The 17527-nt window shown below is 46.6% G+C and carries 15 protein-coding genes; 2 read left to right on the plus strand and 13 right to left on the minus strand.

What is annotated here, in order from left to right; translation table 11 throughout:
• Positions 1 to 91: 91 nt before the first annotated feature.
• The 7 genes from GJR95_RS07970 to GJR95_RS08000 form a co-directional block, all read right to left on the minus strand.
• Entirely contained in the window at positions 92 to 1654 is a 1563-nt protein-coding gene (locus GJR95_RS07970; RefSeq protein WP_162385375.1) for a RagB/SusD family nutrient uptake outer membrane protein, read from the minus strand.
• 30 nt (positions 1655 to 1684) lie between these two features.
• Positions 1685 to 4924: a SusC/RagA family TonB-linked outer membrane protein gene (locus GJR95_RS07975; protein ID WP_174260195.1), complete on the minus strand. Its 3240-nt coding sequence runs from the start codon at positions 4922 to 4924 to the stop codon at positions 1685 to 1687.
• Positions 4925 to 5379: 455 nt separating this feature from the next.
• Positions 5380 to 5733 carry a YciI family protein gene (locus tag GJR95_RS07980; protein WP_162385376.1) on the minus strand — a complete coding sequence of 118 codons (354 nt, stop codon included), beginning with the start codon at positions 5731 to 5733 and terminating at the stop codon, positions 5380 to 5382.
• A gap of 95 nt (positions 5734 to 5828) precedes the next feature.
• Complete coding sequence (locus GJR95_RS07985; protein WP_162385377.1) at positions 5829 to 6602, minus strand: helix-turn-helix domain-containing protein; 774 nt, start codon at positions 6600 to 6602, stop codon at positions 5829 to 5831.
• A gap of 166 nt (positions 6603 to 6768) precedes the next feature.
• Complete coding sequence (locus GJR95_RS07990; protein WP_162385378.1) at positions 6769 to 7572, minus strand: hypothetical protein; 804 nt, start codon at positions 7570 to 7572, stop codon at positions 6769 to 6771.
• 23 nt (positions 7573 to 7595) lie between these two features.
• Positions 7596 to 8591 (minus strand): phosphotransferase enzyme family protein, encoded by a 996-nt coding sequence (locus GJR95_RS07995; RefSeq protein WP_162385379.1) that lies wholly within the window; start codon positions 8589 to 8591, stop codon positions 7596 to 7598.
• Between the two features lie 91 nt (positions 8592 to 8682).
• Positions 8683 to 9765 (minus strand): Gfo/Idh/MocA family protein, encoded by a 1083-nt coding sequence (locus GJR95_RS08000; protein ID WP_162385380.1) that lies wholly within the window; start codon positions 9763 to 9765, stop codon positions 8683 to 8685.
• A 188-nt stretch (positions 9766 to 9953) separates the two neighbouring features.
• Between GJR95_RS08000 and GJR95_RS08005 the strand changes: the two genes are divergently transcribed.
• Positions 9954 to 10697, plus strand: coding sequence for a pseudouridine synthase (locus GJR95_RS08005; RefSeq protein WP_162385381.1), 744 nt, complete (start codon positions 9954 to 9956; stop codon positions 10695 to 10697).
• Between the two features lie 54 nt (positions 10698 to 10751).
• On the opposite strand, the gene GJR95_RS08010 is transcribed toward GJR95_RS08005, so the two are convergent.
• The 3 genes from GJR95_RS08010 to GJR95_RS08020 all read right to left on the minus strand — a co-directional run bounded on the left by GJR95_RS08010 (position 10752) and on the right by GJR95_RS08020 (position 13283).
• Positions 10752 to 11273, minus strand: a complete 522-nt coding sequence (locus GJR95_RS08010; RefSeq protein WP_162385382.1) for a GreA/GreB family elongation factor — start codon at positions 11271 to 11273, stop codon at positions 10752 to 10754.
• Between the two features lie 59 nt (positions 11274 to 11332).
• Positions 11333 to 12412 carry an endonuclease/exonuclease/phosphatase family protein gene (locus tag GJR95_RS08015; protein ID WP_162385383.1) on the minus strand — a complete coding sequence of 360 codons (1080 nt, stop codon included), beginning with the start codon at positions 12410 to 12412 and terminating at the stop codon, positions 11333 to 11335.
• A gap of 109 nt (positions 12413 to 12521) precedes the next feature.
• A complete protein-coding gene (locus GJR95_RS08020; protein WP_162385384.1) occupies positions 12522 to 13283 on the minus strand; it encodes an alpha/beta hydrolase in 762 nt (253 codons plus the stop codon).
• Between the two features lie 365 nt (positions 13284 to 13648).
• Here GJR95_RS08020 and GJR95_RS08025 point away from each other — a divergent pair, with 365 nt between their 5' ends.
• Positions 13649 to 14023, plus strand: a complete 375-nt coding sequence (locus GJR95_RS08025; RefSeq protein ID WP_232541117.1) for a hypothetical protein — start codon at positions 13649 to 13651, stop codon at positions 14021 to 14023.
• Between the two features lie 71 nt (positions 14024 to 14094).
• Here the strand turns inward: GJR95_RS08025 and GJR95_RS08030 are convergent, their stop codons facing one another.
• From GJR95_RS08030 to GJR95_RS08040, 3 genes are all read right to left on the minus strand, one after another.
• Positions 14095 to 14388, minus strand: coding sequence for an antibiotic biosynthesis monooxygenase family protein (locus tag GJR95_RS08030; RefSeq protein WP_162385385.1), 294 nt, complete (start codon positions 14386 to 14388; stop codon positions 14095 to 14097).
• Between the two features lie 124 nt (positions 14389 to 14512).
• Positions 14513 to 16684, minus strand: coding sequence for a xanthine dehydrogenase family protein molybdopterin-binding subunit (locus GJR95_RS08035; RefSeq protein ID WP_162385386.1), 2172 nt, complete (start codon positions 16682 to 16684; stop codon positions 14513 to 14515).
• A 2-nt stretch (positions 16685 to 16686) separates the two neighbouring features.
• Positions 16687 to 17172 (minus strand): (2Fe-2S)-binding protein, encoded by a 486-nt coding sequence (locus GJR95_RS08040; protein ID WP_162385387.1) that lies wholly within the window; start codon positions 17170 to 17172, stop codon positions 16687 to 16689.
• Positions 17173 to 17527 lie beyond the last annotated feature (355 nt).

Genomic DNA, 17527 nt, shown 5'->3' on the forward strand with positions numbered 1-17527 from the left:
ATTATTCGGGTTGTTTAAGAATTCAGATCGGGCAGGTATTAAATCCCTGTTTTCCTGCCAGATCTGATTGGAATTTCGATTGTGTACTTTCCTATGCTCCTGGGTAGCCTGGATTCTGTGGCCGGAGGTTAGGGTTGTTCAGCAACTCCTGCTTGCCAATTGGGAACAGGAGGTGTTTTTCCTGCAACGCCTGTTTCGAACTCTGGTTCACGTGACCTACGAAAGCGTCGAATCCGTTGGTGGTTTCGTTGTAGACTTTCCGCAGACGAACCATATCGAACCAGGTAATCTGCTCGTAGCACAGTTCATGCCAGCGTTCACGCCAAACCGCTTCCCGGAAGGTAGCCTGCGTATAGGTACCCAGTGCAGGCGTTGTCAATCCGGCACGATCCCGAATGCGTTTGAAAGCATCGTAAGCCACTTGGGTTGGTGCGCCCAATTCATTTTGCGCTTCGGCATACATCAGCAACACTTCAGCATACCGAATCTGCGGTACGTTCAGGTTATTGAGACGCGACCCAGTGACTCCTGCTGTACCGGCAGATGTCCGGTTGAAGTGCTTGAAAATATAAGGGCCACCCAGGTCGAACGGAGCACCGTTACCATTGGTAAAATAACTGGTATAGAAATACCCCTGATCTTTAGCCCTCAAATCGCCCGTTTCGTAGGATTTATAAAAGGATAAGGTAGGAACTGTGCTGCCCGTACCGGATGGACCGTTATACGTAACTGGCTTAAAGTTCGGAAACATATTATCCATTGGATTACCGGCTACCAGCGTGTTGTATTGAAGCATGAATAAATGCTCAACGCGGTTTTTGGTGCTTTCCTTATGAACATCCTCGTAGTTCGTAAACAGGTTGATGGCCGTCGGATTGGCATTCGCATACGTAATGATTTCGAACGCCTTATCAGCCGCCAGTTTGTAGTACGCTGCTCCTTTGTTCAGGGGTTGACCGGCCATGGTCAGGTATACCCGAGCCAGTTGTGCTTTTACCGCAGCTAGATTCGCACGACCACTCACATCCATCCACGCTAAACCAGCCCCTTCAGCTGCTGTCAGATCCTCTACAATCAATTTATAGATATCTTCCTGAGGTGACCGCTTCGGATAAAAATCATCGGAAGTTGCCGATTGTGGTTTAACAATCAGTGGAGCATCACCCCAAAGACGAACGATGTTGAAATAAGCCGTTGCCCGCAGGAATCGTGCTTCGCCCAGGATTTTAGTTTTCAGAGCAGCATCCATTGGTGTGATGCCCGGCACTTTATCAAGGGCCTGATTGGCCTGCGCAACGACACGATACCAGCCATTCCAATAGTTAACAATGTGCTGAGTGTTGCCATCATAGACTAACCCATACAGGTTATTCAAGTCGGAGTTCTGCGCTGTTTCCGTTGTGGACGTACCCGTAGGTGCTTCCAGCATTTGCCAGTTCGATGAGAAAATACCGGAACCGTCGCCAAAAAACCGCAGGTTGTCATACACGGCGGCCAGGGCTGCTTCGGCATGGTCAGGAATGGTATAGAAATTATCTGGTGTCAGGTTCGATGGAGCCTGCTCTACCAGAAAATCTTTACAACCAACAGGGCCAAGTAGTATTGCTCCGCCGAGTAATACTTTGCCTATTTGTTTTGCTACTATATGCTTCATTGTGAATTTCTTTTAATACGGTTGAATGGGTTATAAACCAATCTGCAGGCCTACCATATACGTAGTTGGCTTTGGGTAGTTGTGCCAGATCTCGCCTTGTGAGAAGGCGCTGTTGTTGTCATTCACCCCTTGGTTTGTTGGTGTTACTTCAGGATCACCAATGATTTTGTCAGATACCTTCAGGAAGAAATTCTGAGCTGATGCATAGATTCTGAGCCGGTTTAACTTGATCCGGTTGGTTAATTCTGCCGGGAATGTATACCCTAACAACAGGTTTTTACCCCGCAGAAACGAACCATCATAAATCCAGTGACTATCAACGTTGGTTACGTATCCTGCCCGTGTCTCCCGGATCTCAGCAATAGGCGTGTTCTGATTCGTTGGTGTCCAGGCATTCAGGACACTTTTGTAGCTGTTCGCAATCGAAACACGGTCTTCGCTGGGGTGGAAATTCATCATCATTACGTCGTTACCGCCCGAGAACTGAAGTTCGAGAGTAAGGTCGAGATTCCGATATTTCCAGGTATTGGTAAAGGCTCCCCAGAATTTTGGGCTACCATTGCCAATGATACTCCGGTCAGCGTCGGTAATGGCTTTATCACCATTTACATCCAGATATTTAAGATCACCGGGCAGAATCGTCAAGCCATTCCGATAGCTCGTGAATTTAGCCGCTTCCTCCCGTTCGGCTTCACTCCAGGTACCCAAACGGGTAAGTCCCCAGAAAGAACCAACCGGCTCACCGATGCGAATGATGTTGGTCTGGTTAATAAAGTTGGGACCACCTACCCCGAAAATATCGGATGGCGTTGCCAGGGAGAGCACTTTGTTTTTGTTGAACGAAATATTGAACGTGCTGTTCCAGGTGAATCCACCCCGGTCAATATTAACGGAGTTGATACCAAACTCGAAGCCCCGGTTCTCCATCGAACCTACATTCCGACGGATCGTTGCATAGCCGCTAGTACGTGGCACAGGTGCATCCAGCAGCATATCGGTTGTAAGCCGGTAATAATAATCGGCTTCAATGGTAAGGCGACCTTTAAACAAGCCTATTTCAAGACCAGCATCCGTCTGAGCTGTTTTTTCCCAGCGCAAATCCGGGTTTGCCAGGCGGTTGATGCCTGTTCCGCCCACTCTGGCCTCATTGTAAATCGTCGAATAGTTCGAGCTGAGCAGCGAGAGAGACGAGTAAGGCGGGATTTCAGAGTTACCTGTCAAGCCGTAGCTGGTGCGTACTTTCAGGTTAGAAATTATCGGATTACCCTTCAGGAAGCTCTCTTCCGAAACACGCCATGCAACTGCCGCTGATGGGAAGAACGCGAATTTGTGGTTTTCCCCAAACTTAGATGAACCATCTGCCCGACCGGTAAAAGTCACCAGATACTTATCCATCAGGTTGTAGTTGATACGCCCGAAGTAGGAGTTAAACGCACTTCGGTCAGCAAACGAGGTCACAGTGGGCTGCGTACTACCGGCACCTAAGTTATTGAAGGTAAAGTAATCCGTTGCAAAGTTCCGAACACTGGCCCCCATGCCAAATCGATTTGTTGCCTGCCATGAAATACCCACCAGGGCAGTAATGGCGTTCTTCTCGTTGATTTGCTTGTTATAGGTCAGGTAGTTTTCCAACGACCAGAACGTAGTACGGTTATTGTTGGCCTGTGCAGTACCATTCGCGCCAATATCCAATGTGCGGGTCTGCGACTGATCAATTTCCTGCGTCTGAATATTCGCTCCTACAACCGTCTTCATTTCCAGCCCTTTAGCCAATGTAATATTGGTATATAAGCTTCCGATGCTTGTCTGTGTATTCTGGATGTATTTACGATCCATAAGACGGTGAACCGAACTCATCGTACCTTCTGCAGACGGATAATCCCGGTTTTCAGCGTACTTACCATCAGCGTACTTCACAGGCAGAAAAGGAAAATCTTCAACGATTTGCCGGGCAACTGCATCATTGATATCGACCAGATTCTCTGACTGATTGTTATAGCTCAGTGTACCACCGATTTTCAACCATGTTTTCACCTGATCGTCAATCGTAAACCGTCCCGAATACCGTTTCAAATAGGAGGTTTTGATCAGACCTTCATCATCCCGATAGCCTACCGACAGGGCATATTGTGTACGCTCGTTACCACCACTAAACCCTAACTGGTGATTTTGTGAAAGCTTGTTCTGCGAAGACTCTTTGAACCAGTCGGTGTCATACAACGGATTGAGGTTAGCATCAAAAACGCCTGGATGTGCTGCACTAAAGGCAGTCCGTCTAACTTTCGGATCCAGGAACGTCCATTTACCAGCCGCCCAGCCGACGGGATCGTATTTTGCCATGTTGGCATAGGCCAGATCTTCCGTTGCCAGATATTCTTTGGCATTCAGTACCTGAGGTTTGTTCGGACCAATGGTATTCACGCTGAACTGACCATCATACGTAACCCGTCCTTCACCGGCTTTCCCCTTCCGGGTCTGCACCAGAATAACACCGTTAGCACCTCTGGCTCCATAGATCGCAGTAGACGAAGCATCTTTCAACACTTCAACCGAGACAATGTCGCTGGGGTTAATGTAATCAATTGGGTTACTGAACTGATCGCCCGTACTCTGTGGCAACATAACTCCGTCTACCACATATAAGGGGTTATTCGACGAGTTGATCGAACTGAAACCCCGAATCCGGATGGTAGTCCGTCCGCCAGGCCGCCCCGAGTTGGTATTAACCTGCACACCGGGCATTCGACCCGACAATGCCTGGTTTAGCGAAGGCGCAGGACGCTCAGCCAGCTGGGCTTCTTTGACACCAGCGACAGCCCCCGTTAAATCTGATTTTTTGGTTGTACCATAACCAATAACGACGATTTCGTCCAGTACTTTACTGTCAGCTTTAAGCGAAATATTGATCGTAGCCTGAGCTCCAACGCGAACTTCCTGAGGCAGGTATCCAACAAACGAAAATACGATCGTAGCATCGCTATTGGGTACATCGAGCTTATAACGGCCATCTGAATCGGTAACGGTACCCCGCTGACTGCCCTTCACGACAATACTAACACCAGGCAGTGACGCATTATTCTCGTCGGTTACTCTACCCGATATCGTTCTGTCGACAAATTTGGTAGTTAAATTGTTTTTTGTTGATTTCCCCGAAGTAGGAACCGTTGCAGCGTAAGTGAGCGTAGAGCAGAAAAGAAAAAGGAAACATTGTGTAGAGGACAGCCTCAACATCCTCACAAGCCAGGCTTGCGGGCGTAAAAGTTTTTGCATAAAGTTTTTGCCGCCGAAACGACTGTCTAGGTTTAAACAATAGAAGGAATACAGGGTATGCAGACTCTGCGGATAGAAATACTTATTTTATCTTAACTACTCATCTCTTATTAAAAATTTTTAATAAATTTTTAAGTCTGCTTTAACAATTCTGTTAATTCTAATATCAAATAGCTCATAAACAGAACTTTAACAATCTTCACATATGAAGTCAATTTTTGCTTCAACTTAGTTGCGTACTATTCTATCTGATCATCAGCAAATTCTTTATTTATGGCTTTATTCGTTCCCATCTTTTCTATACTGAATAATGCTTACTGATAATTGTCGACAACACAGCGTTACTCATTGACTTCTAACTACATTGAGGATACAGCTATACAATTTCGCCAACCAATCCAGACTAGTTAAACAGCCTGATTCGGTTGGCGAAATCCAAAAATTACTCGATACAATTAGGTGGTTGCCAAAACGGGCCTGGGCTGAACTTCTCTTACCTCAACCGTTCCGCCATAATCCAATACGGGGCATGCCCTGGCTAGCTCGACAGCTTCATCGATGGATGAAACAGCCATACGAATAATACTAACGACCCGAAAATCTGCATCAGCAACGAAGCCCTGATCAACTTTCCGGTCTGATCCCGAAAGCACAAATCCTTCCTGTGTGATAAGACTGCTCCCGACAAAATACCCTTGTTCAGTCCAGTGCTGAATCAGTTTTCCCCACTTTTCGGTATTTATTTGTCGCTGTTCAGGAGCCAGGGTGGCGTTTGCGCCAAATCTTACTAAGAAAACATACTCGTTCATCGTTGTTCTAGTTTTGTCTCTGTCAACCGATTAGTCACTTGACTGCTACAAAACTAGGTTACTGAAAAAGCTGGGAATTGTAAAAAATCATTGACTTACCAATACGGGCCAGCGGCAAAGAAATGGTGTGGGGTTTGTCCGGTAAATGATTTGAAATCTTTTATAAAATGCGCTTGATCGAAATAGCCTGCCACATAGGCAGCCTCGGTCAGATTTTCCTGCTGCGAATGGTCAGCAATTAAGCTCCTCAACCGGATGATTGACGAAAACTGCTTGGGCGAAGTGCCTATGACCCGCCGAAACCTTTTCTCAAAAGGGTCCAGGCTAATGGGCAGATTAGTGATTAGATCTTTTATTCGTATGACTCCGTTGGCTCGTTTAATTTCGTTAATGGCCCTATCGACAAGCTTATCGCCCGCTGGTTCGTGGACTCTTGTTAGCAGGAATTGTTCAATAATGTTAACCCGGTGTCGATTGCTTACCGCTTCGGCCAGGCGCTCTTCCAGTTCATCGACAGTTCTACGAGGAATGAGATCGTCAAGTGCTACACTCAAGCCAAACAACTCATGGAGCGGTTCCTTAAATAAGGCAGCGGCACCACCCTCCTGGAAAATAACAAGTAGCGTAGCCGATTCTTTTGAATAGTCTAACAAACGGTGGGACTTCCTTAATCCTGTGATTGTTGACATAGACAAAGACGTTTCAATGCCTTTCTCTGCATAGCTCACGCTACCCTTAATCTTGAAAGCCATTACGATTGATGTTCCGGGCAATATCCGGTTGACCATGCCATTTTCGCTTTCAATAATCAGAAACGTCTTAATGAATGGCTTTAATCGATCAGCAGGAAGAAATTGCTCCGTCTTCATGAGAATGGCTTTTATTGTAAAAGGACGCCTATTTGCTCCAACAACAGCTACATCTTTCTTTTTATTCCTACTCTTTCAGAGTAGGAATAAAAAGAAAGATGGTATTCAGAGAAATCCCGATGTGGCCCGTGGTAATTCATAACGATGTCAAGGCTCCAGACCTGAATTAGTTAATCTCTGATACGATTACATAGTTGTCATTTCGGGTAATGCCATAAAAAACCAGCTTATTATTTACACTTCGGTCGATGGCAAAAGCCTGCCCTTCGCTAAGGGTCGGAATTGTTTTCAGGTATTGCAGCGTATGCCCGCGTTCAGGCAATTTCAGGACGTATAACTCAGGTTTGTCATGGCCAGTGCAGTAAATTAATCCATCGCTTCCCCAGGTCCCACCCGACGTACTCTTGGGAGCAAAAGCCTGTAATACATTAGCCGGAAACGCCCACGATTCTACCTGTTGCCAGCTTTCAGTGAATTTCACCAGCGTTGTCCACCGGTTGTCCCGTCCCTCGGCAGATGCCTTATCGGAGTAATTGGCGAACGCGACCCACCAATGCCCCTGGTAAAAATCGGCCCAGGTAACCGAGCCAGGAAACAGGCCAAAACTATGACTACCGATGTGCCGAAGTGTTAGGGCATCGAAGATTTCAATTGAACTGGCCATCGGTACATCCGGATAATTTGAATGCGTACAGTACAGTTTTCGGCCGATCACCACACCGCTGTTCATGTGCTTAAGCAGGCCCGTTGTATCACTCCATGCTGCCGTCTGTTTCCCGTCCGATTTCGTATGTTTCGTCAGTGAATGGTTGTTAATCACATAAAAATGCCCCTCGTCGACCGCAACGCCCTGCCGAACTTCAGTCAATTGAAATCGACGAATCTCTTTCGCTTTCTGTCCATAAGTTGATAGTGAGGTGAACAGGAACAGCGCCAGCAACGCGCTCACAACTTTTTGATCGAACCGCATAAGATCTGGAATTTCAGGTTTTGTTAAAATCGACAATACATATCGGCAAATCGCTTTATGACCGATACACGCTCTTTGAGATACCTGGGGCTTAAAAAGTTATTAGACCAGTCATCGAAGTTTTCGCACGCAAAACCCAAATAAAAGATCCAGAACATTATCCCTAAGAATGGAATCGCGTCAATTTCCTCATCCGACAGGGCTCTAACTTCTCTATACCCGTCGAGAAAGCGGTTAAATTGACGATCGCCCTCCTCTTTCGCTAGTTTACCCGTGGCCGTATGGAAGAAAAAATGGACCAGAAAAGAAGCATGGTCATTGGCGAGAAAGCCTTTTCCGGCAAAGTCGAAATCGAAAAGCGTAAACGTATCGCCATCAAAATGAAAGTTTTTGGGCAGATAATCGTAATGACAGTAGCCGTAACTAAATGATGCCGTATGAAATGTTTCCATTTTTCGGATGACCCGTTCAGCAATAGCCTCTAATTCCGAATAGCTTTCCATTTCATCAGCAAACCAGGGTTCAGTGAGCCTGAGCGGCCGTGTCAGTGTCGTTTCAATATCATAGTTCTTTCGTTCATACGACAGGTTAATCTGAGAGGTAATGTTGTGATTGAAAGCCATTTCGTTACCGATAACCCGCAACTGCTCATCAGTAAAATCATAGATGTTCTTTCCTGGGGCGAAGTTAAAAACCACACCGTGGCGTATTCCTTCCGCAGCATTGAACGCCTGAATCTGTTCACCATTGAGATCGCGAACCGGGTAAGATACCTTTGCGCCCTGTTCGTTCAGGATGTTAAGTAGCTCCACTTCGCCTTTTATTTCATCCAGACTTCGGTGTGAATTCCGGTAAATTTTAAGAATGTACTTATCGGCCGGGCCTTTCAGCAAGTAGGTATCGCTAACGCCATGCAACAGTAACTTACAAGTCAGACCACTGAATCCGTAGCTTTTTTCAATGCTATCGTTTAAGGCCGACGACGATAAAGTCGAGTATTGGGTAGGAAAAATTCCCATAATTGCTGAGAACAGAAAATAAGTTGTAGTTTTTGAAACGCAAAAAAGGGCTGTGCAACATCACAGCCCTTTGGAAATAGTCGTAAGCGAATTATAACAGAACCGGCTGACCCGTCCGCACGGATTCATCGCAGGCGAAGGCGATTTGCAGGCTGCTTACGGCATCCTGCATGTGGTCGGTCAGATCAAGATTCTCCTGAATAGCTTTCAAAAAATAACGTTGTTCCCGGTTGCACAGCTCCTGATGATCGGGTTCATCCTGCATATCAATCCAGGTATCGGCTTCCACAAACTGGTCATTGGCATCCAATGCAGCGCGATGCACCCGCAACGATTCTGTTTTTGTATGCGAATCGACATTATCTGATTTTCCGGCAGCGCCTGCATTTTTAGCAACAATCGACACGCAGCCATTTGGACCGATTACGTCTTTAACAAAAAACGCGGTTTCGCTCATCATAGGGCCCCAACCGGCTTCATACCAGCCTACCGAGCCATCGTCAAAGCGAATCTGCAACTGCCCATAGTTGTAATTACCCGCCGGAATATCGTTGGTCAGCCGGGCACCGATCGCGTTCACCTGAATGGGTTTCGAACGCGTCATCTGGCACATCACATCAATATAATGAACACCACAATCGACAATCGGGCTTAGGCTTTTCATCAGATTCCGGTGAACGGTCCACATCATACCGTGGCTCTGCTGGTTAAGATTCATGCGCATAACCAGTGGTTTACCCATTTCCCGAGCTACTTCGACAAACTTCTCCCACGATGGATGATGCCTTAGAATATAGCCCACAACCAACTTTTTACCTGCTTTTTCGGCAGCAGCTACGACACGTTTCGCTCCCTCAACCGTATCGGCAATGGGTTTTTCGATAAATACGTGGCAACCCTGTTCAAAGGCCTGAATGGCAAACGATTCGTGGGTATCGGGGTAGGTCGAGATACAAACGGCATCGGGTTTGGTTTCTGCCAGCGCTGTGGTATAGTCGTCAAACAAAGCATACCCACCACCCAGTCGTTCGTTAAGGACAACCTTACTGTTTCCGGTCGATACGATCCCGCAGATGTCGAAGCCGTCCAGGGTTTTATAAGCAATAGCGTGCGATGATCCCATGTTGCCGCAACCGACTACTAGAACCCGCAATAATTTAGTTGAAAGTGACATGAAAGTGACGTTGACTGGGATGTTAGTGTTAGGCCCATTGAATCCGTAGCATCCCGAACGAGACGACTACCAGATTACCTATTAAACGACAAAGTTATCAGCTGAACCGCAAAGATAGCATTTCTGGAAGTAGACAGGCAGATCTCTTCTAAACGGACCTAATCATTTGGGTCGTACTTTTGTCACATATGCAAGTAAGCAATCCAATACACAGTGCCTCCCAGCCCTTGACGTTGTTGTATCAATCCGACGATTTAGTCGCGATTAATAAACCGCACGGCTTACTGGTCCATCGATCACCTATCGCCAGTGATGCCAGCGAGTTTGCGGTTCAGATGCTCCGCGATCAGTTGGGCCAGCGGGTATATCCGGTTCATCGGTTAGACCGGAAAACGGGGGGTGTACTTCTTTTTGCGCTGACTGATACCATGAATTCGGCTATGCAGCAACAGTTTGCCGAGGGCGAAATCAGCAAAACGTACCTGGCCATCGTGCGCGGCTACACTGCCGACGAACAAATTATCGATTACCCGCTTCGCCGGGATGATGGTGTACTTCAGGATGCAGTTACGTTTCTTAAAACACGCCAGCGCACGGAGATTCCGTTACCGTTCGGCAAACATGCCACCTCGCGCTATTCGTTGGTAGAGCTGACGCCAACTACGGGCCGAATGCACCAACTGCGAAAGCATATGGCCCATATCCTCCATCCGATTATCGGCGACCGCCCCCATGGCTGCAATAAGCAGAATAAGCTTTTCCTGGAGAATTTTGGCATGAATACCATGCTGTTACATGCCAGCCGTATTCAGTTCAAGCACCCACAAACGTCAGAAGAAATTACGATTACAGCACCTTACCAGACTGAATTCAATCGCATGTGGAGTACATTGTTTGGCAATGAGAATCGTCAGCCTGTACCCAACATTTAATTATTAAGCACAGTCGTGCACATGAACAGGCGTTGGTATACCCAAATCCGATGTTTATTCTTCGTAGTTTATCCCGGTAATTTCCAGGGCATTCGTTCCCTGCTTAGCTGGCAGTACAATGGTTTCACCAACCCGTTTTCCCAACATGGCTCGCGCAATTGGAGCAGTAAAGGCAATTCGCCCCTGTGATGCATCAGCTTCATCAACGCCTACAATCGTTAATTTCTGATCGGCCTGTTTTGCGTCTGTTGCCCGGTTGCGTAGACTGATTGTAGCGCCAAAGCGTACCTCATCACGCGGGTGCTCACGGGCGTCGACTACCTTAGCAGTTGCTATTCGTTGATTCAGGTTGGCGATACGACCAGTTAACAGAGCCAGTTGCCGGGTACGTTCAGCATCTTCACTGTCAATCTGTTGCGCCAGGACACGTTCGTTTTCCAGCTCGATTAACTCAACCTGTAACAACGCTAAACCACGTAACGTAACATAATTTGTAGCCCCTGGCGGAAGCGGTGCCCGCGCTGGTATAACGACAGGATCATCCGCACTTTCGTTTTTCAAAAAAGCTCTACTCATAGCTCTGGTCTATTATCTCCACCTAACAGCTATTAATAGCCTTTGTTTATTTCGGCTTTCTACCCTTTTGCTTCCTCTATTTTTTCGCTGGCCTCTTCCAGATCGCTATACTCCGGCTGCGGAACTTCGTCAGCCATCTGCTTAGGGTCTGGCGCATAGGTCAATGCAATGAACATGGGAAAATGATCTGATCCGCAATTTGGCAAACGAAGTATTTTTCGCAGTTGAAAGTGTGGGGTGACAAAGATGTGGTCAAGTGGCCAGCGCAGAAAGAAATAGTGGGCATGAAACGTATTGTATAAACCCCGGCCAATTCGTGGATCAAGCAGACCACTCACCCGTTGGAACAGCCGGGTCGTATGCGACCAGGCAACATCATTCAGGTCGCCGGCTACAATGATCGGCCCCTTTATTTTTCGGGCTTCCTTGCCAACCAATAGTAATTCGGCGTCGCGTTCTGTAGACCGATAATGCTCCGTTGGGCTAGGCGGCATTGGATGAACGCCATAAAAATGAACCAACTGTCGGGATGGCAGCTCAATCCTTGCATATATTGACGGAATATCATCCTGAATCAAAAAGCGTAACTCCTGATGCCGGATCGGGAAACGGGAGTATAATAGCATTCCGTATGTATTTTCAAGCGGATGCAATATTCGATACGGATAGTTAGCTTCTAACGGGATTAAATCCTGTTGCCATTTCTTATTCGCTTCCAGCACAAGAACTACATCCGGTTTATGTTTATCGGCCAATTCCCGCACTTCTGGCGTTCGCGTATTCTCCATGAGTACGTTAGCCACCAGAAGTCGAATCGTATTTTCCTCGAACTGATTGCTGCCGCTTTTATGCGACAACCTGACCACCTGTTTTTTATGAAAGGGTGTAAACGGATAAACCAGCCACCCCTGATAAAGTAGCGTGGCCAGCAAACCAACGGGCACAATTACGAAATAGCCATCTAGATGATGACCGACTAAAAACCAGCACAATAGACCAACAGCGGCCAATAAAGTGAGTTGTAGATGGGGAAAATCCCAAATTCGAACCCACCAATAATCAAGACGGATGAGATTTAAAAATGAAGTGATTGTAATAACAATGGAGTACGTGAGCAGTACATAATCAACCGTTTGCATAGAAGATCATAAATGGCAGTTGAGAGCATAACCCCAAAAGTAGGGTCGAGGTTATGTATCTCACTTAATCAATTGGCTGATTATTGATTGCCAGGCTTTATTCGTTATGTTACTGATCCAGTGCATTAACTAGTGGAAGAATCGCCGACCATTGCGGATTATGATCAGATATCAACTGCGAAACGGGCCATCCACGCTGTTTTGCCCGGTCGGCGTGTATCGCAAAATCATCGGCCTTAGGATCTTTACCCGCTTCAACGGTTAGAATATATCGGGCAGGAAGATTTCGGGCAGCAGGATTTTTCAGGGAAATCGTTTCGGTAAAAGTTTTCAGTGATTGCGGAACATCCTTAGGGGGTTTCTGATCGGCTTTCACCCACATCGGCACAATAAAGCCATCTTTCAACATCGGTTTAATAAAATCAGCCCGATCTCCCTGGATACTCATTACACTTTCTCCATCATTGGGAAGAATTGCATCCAGGTAAACCAAACTCCGGATTCGGTCGGCAACCCGATCGGCAACGCCCGTAATGACCATACCCCCATAACTATGGCCTACAAGGATAATATCATGTAAATCTTCATACAAAATCGTGTTCACAACGTCGTTAATGTGCGTAGTCAGACCTATGTCAGGCGAAGCCAGATTTACGCGTTCCCCCTGGCCAGTGAGCGACGGACGATAGACAGTATAGCCACGGTTAGTCAGGATCGAGTCAACTTTTTTAAACGCCCAACTCCCACCCCAGGCCCCATGCACAATAACCATGGTGGGTTTACGGGCTGTAGATTGCGCCCGTACTGTTGAACTGATCGACCCGACCAATACAGACAGCGTTAACCCCAAAATAACGAATCTGAAATGCATAGTTTTGACAGAATAAATATTTCCGAATAATCTTCTCTTAAAGACTCAATTTTTGTAAATCTAATGCCACTAGTGAATCAATCCTGGGAAACAAGCCGGTTTATCCAGAATATTATACGGTTTAGCGCCTATTTTCTACACCTCATAATTTGTTAGTTCGCTCACCAGACATCTACCCTGTAATTTTGTCCGCAAGTGAACAACGATTGTCCAGTTGCGGACATTGTCAAGAACCGGAAAAAGCTATAACTAATTGACAATCAGAGTATATTATTTGTTGGCACAACCTTTGGCTTACTACTATTGAACGGTTAAGAACAGAACACAACAAATAAATCTAATAAACACTAAACAACATTACTACCATGTATTCACTAATGAGCAATCTGGCAGTTTCTATTCTAATGGGTACTGCAACACTGACCAATCCAACAACACCTAAAGCATTGCCATTCGATGCCAGTGCATTTGTAACTGCCAGCAATCAGATCCGTGTAGCCGTAAGCAAGACCGCCGATGTACCCGTTGTGGTTCTTCTGCGTAATTCAGAGAATCAAGTGCTTTTCCGCCAAAGCATCAGCAAGAAGGAAGCTAAATATGCTGTGAAATTGAATGTCGATGAACTGGCCGACGGCAAATATGAACTGGAAGTTAAATCAGCCGAAGGAAGCATTCTTAAACAATTGAATCTTTCAACTGCGCCCGTCAAACAAACGCCCCGCGTTATTGCCATGCAGTAACAACAAATGCGATTGACTAAGCAATAAAGCCCGGTGATTGCCGGGCTTTATTGCTTATAATAAGTGTCAAACTAGACCTGCACACTCACTTCATAATAATCTACCGTGGGTTGGCCAGCAAAATAGTTACTCATTTGTTTCAAAACATCCTTGAGAAATCCACTCGTTTCGGCAGCCTGCCGATGCGCTTCCGACTCCCATAACGTGACCATAAGCCCTCTATTCGTCTCCGAATTCGTTAGCATTCGGCTATTCTTAAAGCCGTCAAGATTTTTTAAGGCAGGCCCTACTGAGTCCCGAAAATAATCTACTGCTTCACTAATACTTTCAGCCTTCAGTGGAAATTGGATAACACGGGCGTACATAGTTTTATGTAGTAAGCTAGTAAAGGTTTAGGAAAATTATATCTGTTCAGGCCATTCGCTTCAAACCATGCCACGGTTCGTATGTGATGTTAACCGTGGTATGATTTATAACGAAGACTTGCTGTTAAGAAACGCCTTTAAATTCTTCCTGCTGCGCAAATGGCTGGCTCCGCAATCGTTTGCCGGTAGCTTTGTAAATGGCATTGGCGATAGCGCCCCCCGCTGGCGGCAATGAAGGTTCGCCCAGACCAGTTGGCTCAATCTCATTCTGGACAAAGTGCACTTCTACCTCTGGAATTTCATTAAGCCGAATAAGCCGGAATTCATTGAAATTTTTCTGTTCAGGAACACCGTCCTTGAATGTAATATTTCCGTACATCGCGTGGCCAATACCATCAACGACGCAGCCGCGAACCTGCTGTTGTGCACCGCTTTGGTTAACAACGACGCCACAGTCAGCCGCCGAATATACTTTCTGCAAAACGGGTTTACCCTTCTGCATCACGACTTCACCGACCTGAGCCACATAAGAGCGGTGCGAGAAATAAACGCTGAATCCCTGAGCGACGAGTTTACCATCAGCCCCTTTTCTCTTACCCCAACCCGATTTTTCGGCGGCTAACTCAATAACCCCCTTCATTCGGTCAATGTCATATTTTATAGCTCCAACCGGCTTCTGCTTGGCTTTATCGAGCAATTCAAGCCTGAACTGCACAGGATCTTTACCCGCAGCCTGCGCTACTTCGTCAATAAACGACTGTTCGGCAAACGCCAGGAAGTTCGTAATGGGTGCCCGCCACGGTCCAGTTGTAATCGGGGATTTGTGGTCTACACTATCAATCAGGAGGTTATCGACAGCACCAGATGGGAAATTATCTTCGCGGGTTGCGTTTCCGGCATTTATGCTGGCCCCCCGAAGTTTGTACCCAACCATGTTTCCCTGTGCATCAAGAGCCGCTTCGAACCGGTAACGAACAGCGGGCCGATAACTACCACCCGTCATATCGTCCTCACGCGTCCAGATAACTTTAACGGGAGCCTTAACAAGTTTCGAAACCTGAACAGCCTCGATCACATAATCGGCTTTCAATCGACGGCCAAACCCTCCGCCCATGCGCGTCAATTCAACACTCACTTTGTCGGGCGAAATGCCAAGCAATTTTGCGGTTTCGTTACGGGCTAATTCGGGAGTTTGGGTTGGACCAACCAATTCTGCACCATCTTCACGAACATGGGCAAAGAAATTCATTGGCTCCAGCGGATTATGTGGTAAGAACGGACATTGATATTCTGCCTTTACAACTTTAGCCGCATTCTTAAAAGCTGTTTCAACATCACCGTCTTTCCGCCGAACGGTAGCGTTCGAACTATCCAGCATTTCTTTAAAAAGGCGATTATGATCGGATGTGCTTTCCAGGACATCCGCTTTTTCCCACTCGATCTTGAGCGCATCTTTCGCTTTCTTAACCTGCCAGGTCGATTTACCAACTACTGCTACATTATTATCGAATGTCACGACATCCACAATGCCACCCATCGACTTGGCAGCCTTCGAATCTACTGATTTCAACTTATAGCCAAACGCCGGCCGTTGCAGCATCGCAAACAGCATCCCCTCGCGGTAGAAATCTAATCCAAAAAGAGGCTTTCCTGTAATAATTTTCGGATTGTCGACATTCTTGACGGTGCTGCCAATCAGTTTAAAATCCTTGATCTCTTTCAGCTTAACATCAGCAGGAACAGTTATTTGAGAAGCTTCGGTAGCCAGATCACCATAACTAAGTCTACGATTGCTTCCCGTGTGCAGTACAAATCCATTCTCGGTTGAGCATTCTGAAGCCGGAACATTCCAACGTTTCGAAGCTGCCAGCACTAGCATTTGTCGTGCAGTAGCACCGGCTTTCCGTAATCGCTGCCAGGAATGAGGAATAGATCCGCTACCACCAGCTACCTGGCGTTCAAACTTTTTAGTATCCAGCGGAGCTTGTTCAACAACCACTTTCTTCCAGTCAGCATCTAACTCTTCGGCAACAATAATCGGGAAAGCCGTCTTGATCCCCTGTCCGACTTCAGGATTAGGGGAAAATATGGTAATAATACCTTGCGGATTAATAGACAGATAACTGTTAAAGTCAGCTCCTCCAGCGAATGCGGTGGGCACTGAAGCCGTGGCATCAACTACTGCCGACGCGGCAGCTTCAGACTCGGCCCAATTAAAGCCCAGCAAAAGACCTCCTCCGGCTGCCGAAGCTATTTTCAGAAAGCTTCTACGGCTTGATTGTGATACAGTCTGCATAGCTATTTGGTTTTTGCAGGTTTAGTGGAAGGAGTAGAGGCTGCCGCTAATTTCACCGCTTCGCGTATGCGGTGATAGGTTCCACACCGGCAAAGATTACCGGTCATTGTATCATCAATCTGGGCTTGGGTTGGTTTTGGATTACGCTTGAGCAGGGCTGCTGCCGTCATAATCTGACCCGCCTGGCAATAGCCACATTGCGCAACATCTACTTCATTCCACGCCTTTTGAACCGGATGGTCACCATTGGCTGATAAGCCTTCAATAGTCGTAACCTTTGCTTTTCCTATAGAAGAAACAGGGAGAACACAGGAACGAGTTGCTTCACCGTCCACATGAACAGTACAGGCACCACATTGGGCAATTCCGCATCCATATTTAGTGCCGACCAGGCCAAGAGAATCGCGCAATACCCATAATAAAGGAGTATCGGGATCAACATCGGCCTGATAACTCCGTCCATTGACTTGTAGTTTGAAGATAGCCATTGATTTGCAGGGTTGACTCAGAGAAGCTAAGATACGAAAAAGCAAAAACTACTCCTCTCTGATAGAGTAAAAGCAGTTAAAAAGGGAACTCTTTATTTAAGGAGTTCCCTAAGGCTATTAGAATATCTCAATAATCCCGTTCGTAGGCCAGCTTTGGCTACGAACACAACCAAGAAGAGCAAGTCAAGAGAGTAGCTAACCCGAGCTCTGGCCAAGTTAATCACACACAAAAAAGTCTCTGACCTTGCGATCAGAGACTCGATTTCATCAGGTGGCACCTTCCTACTCTCCCACTTGTGACAGCAGTACCATCGGCAGTACGGGGCTTAACGGCTCTGTTCGAAATGGTAGAGGT

The organism is Spirosoma endbachense (assembly GCF_010233585.1).
GTDB classification, from domain to species: Bacteria; Bacteroidota; Bacteroidia; order Cytophagales; family Spirosomataceae; genus Spirosoma; species Spirosoma endbachense.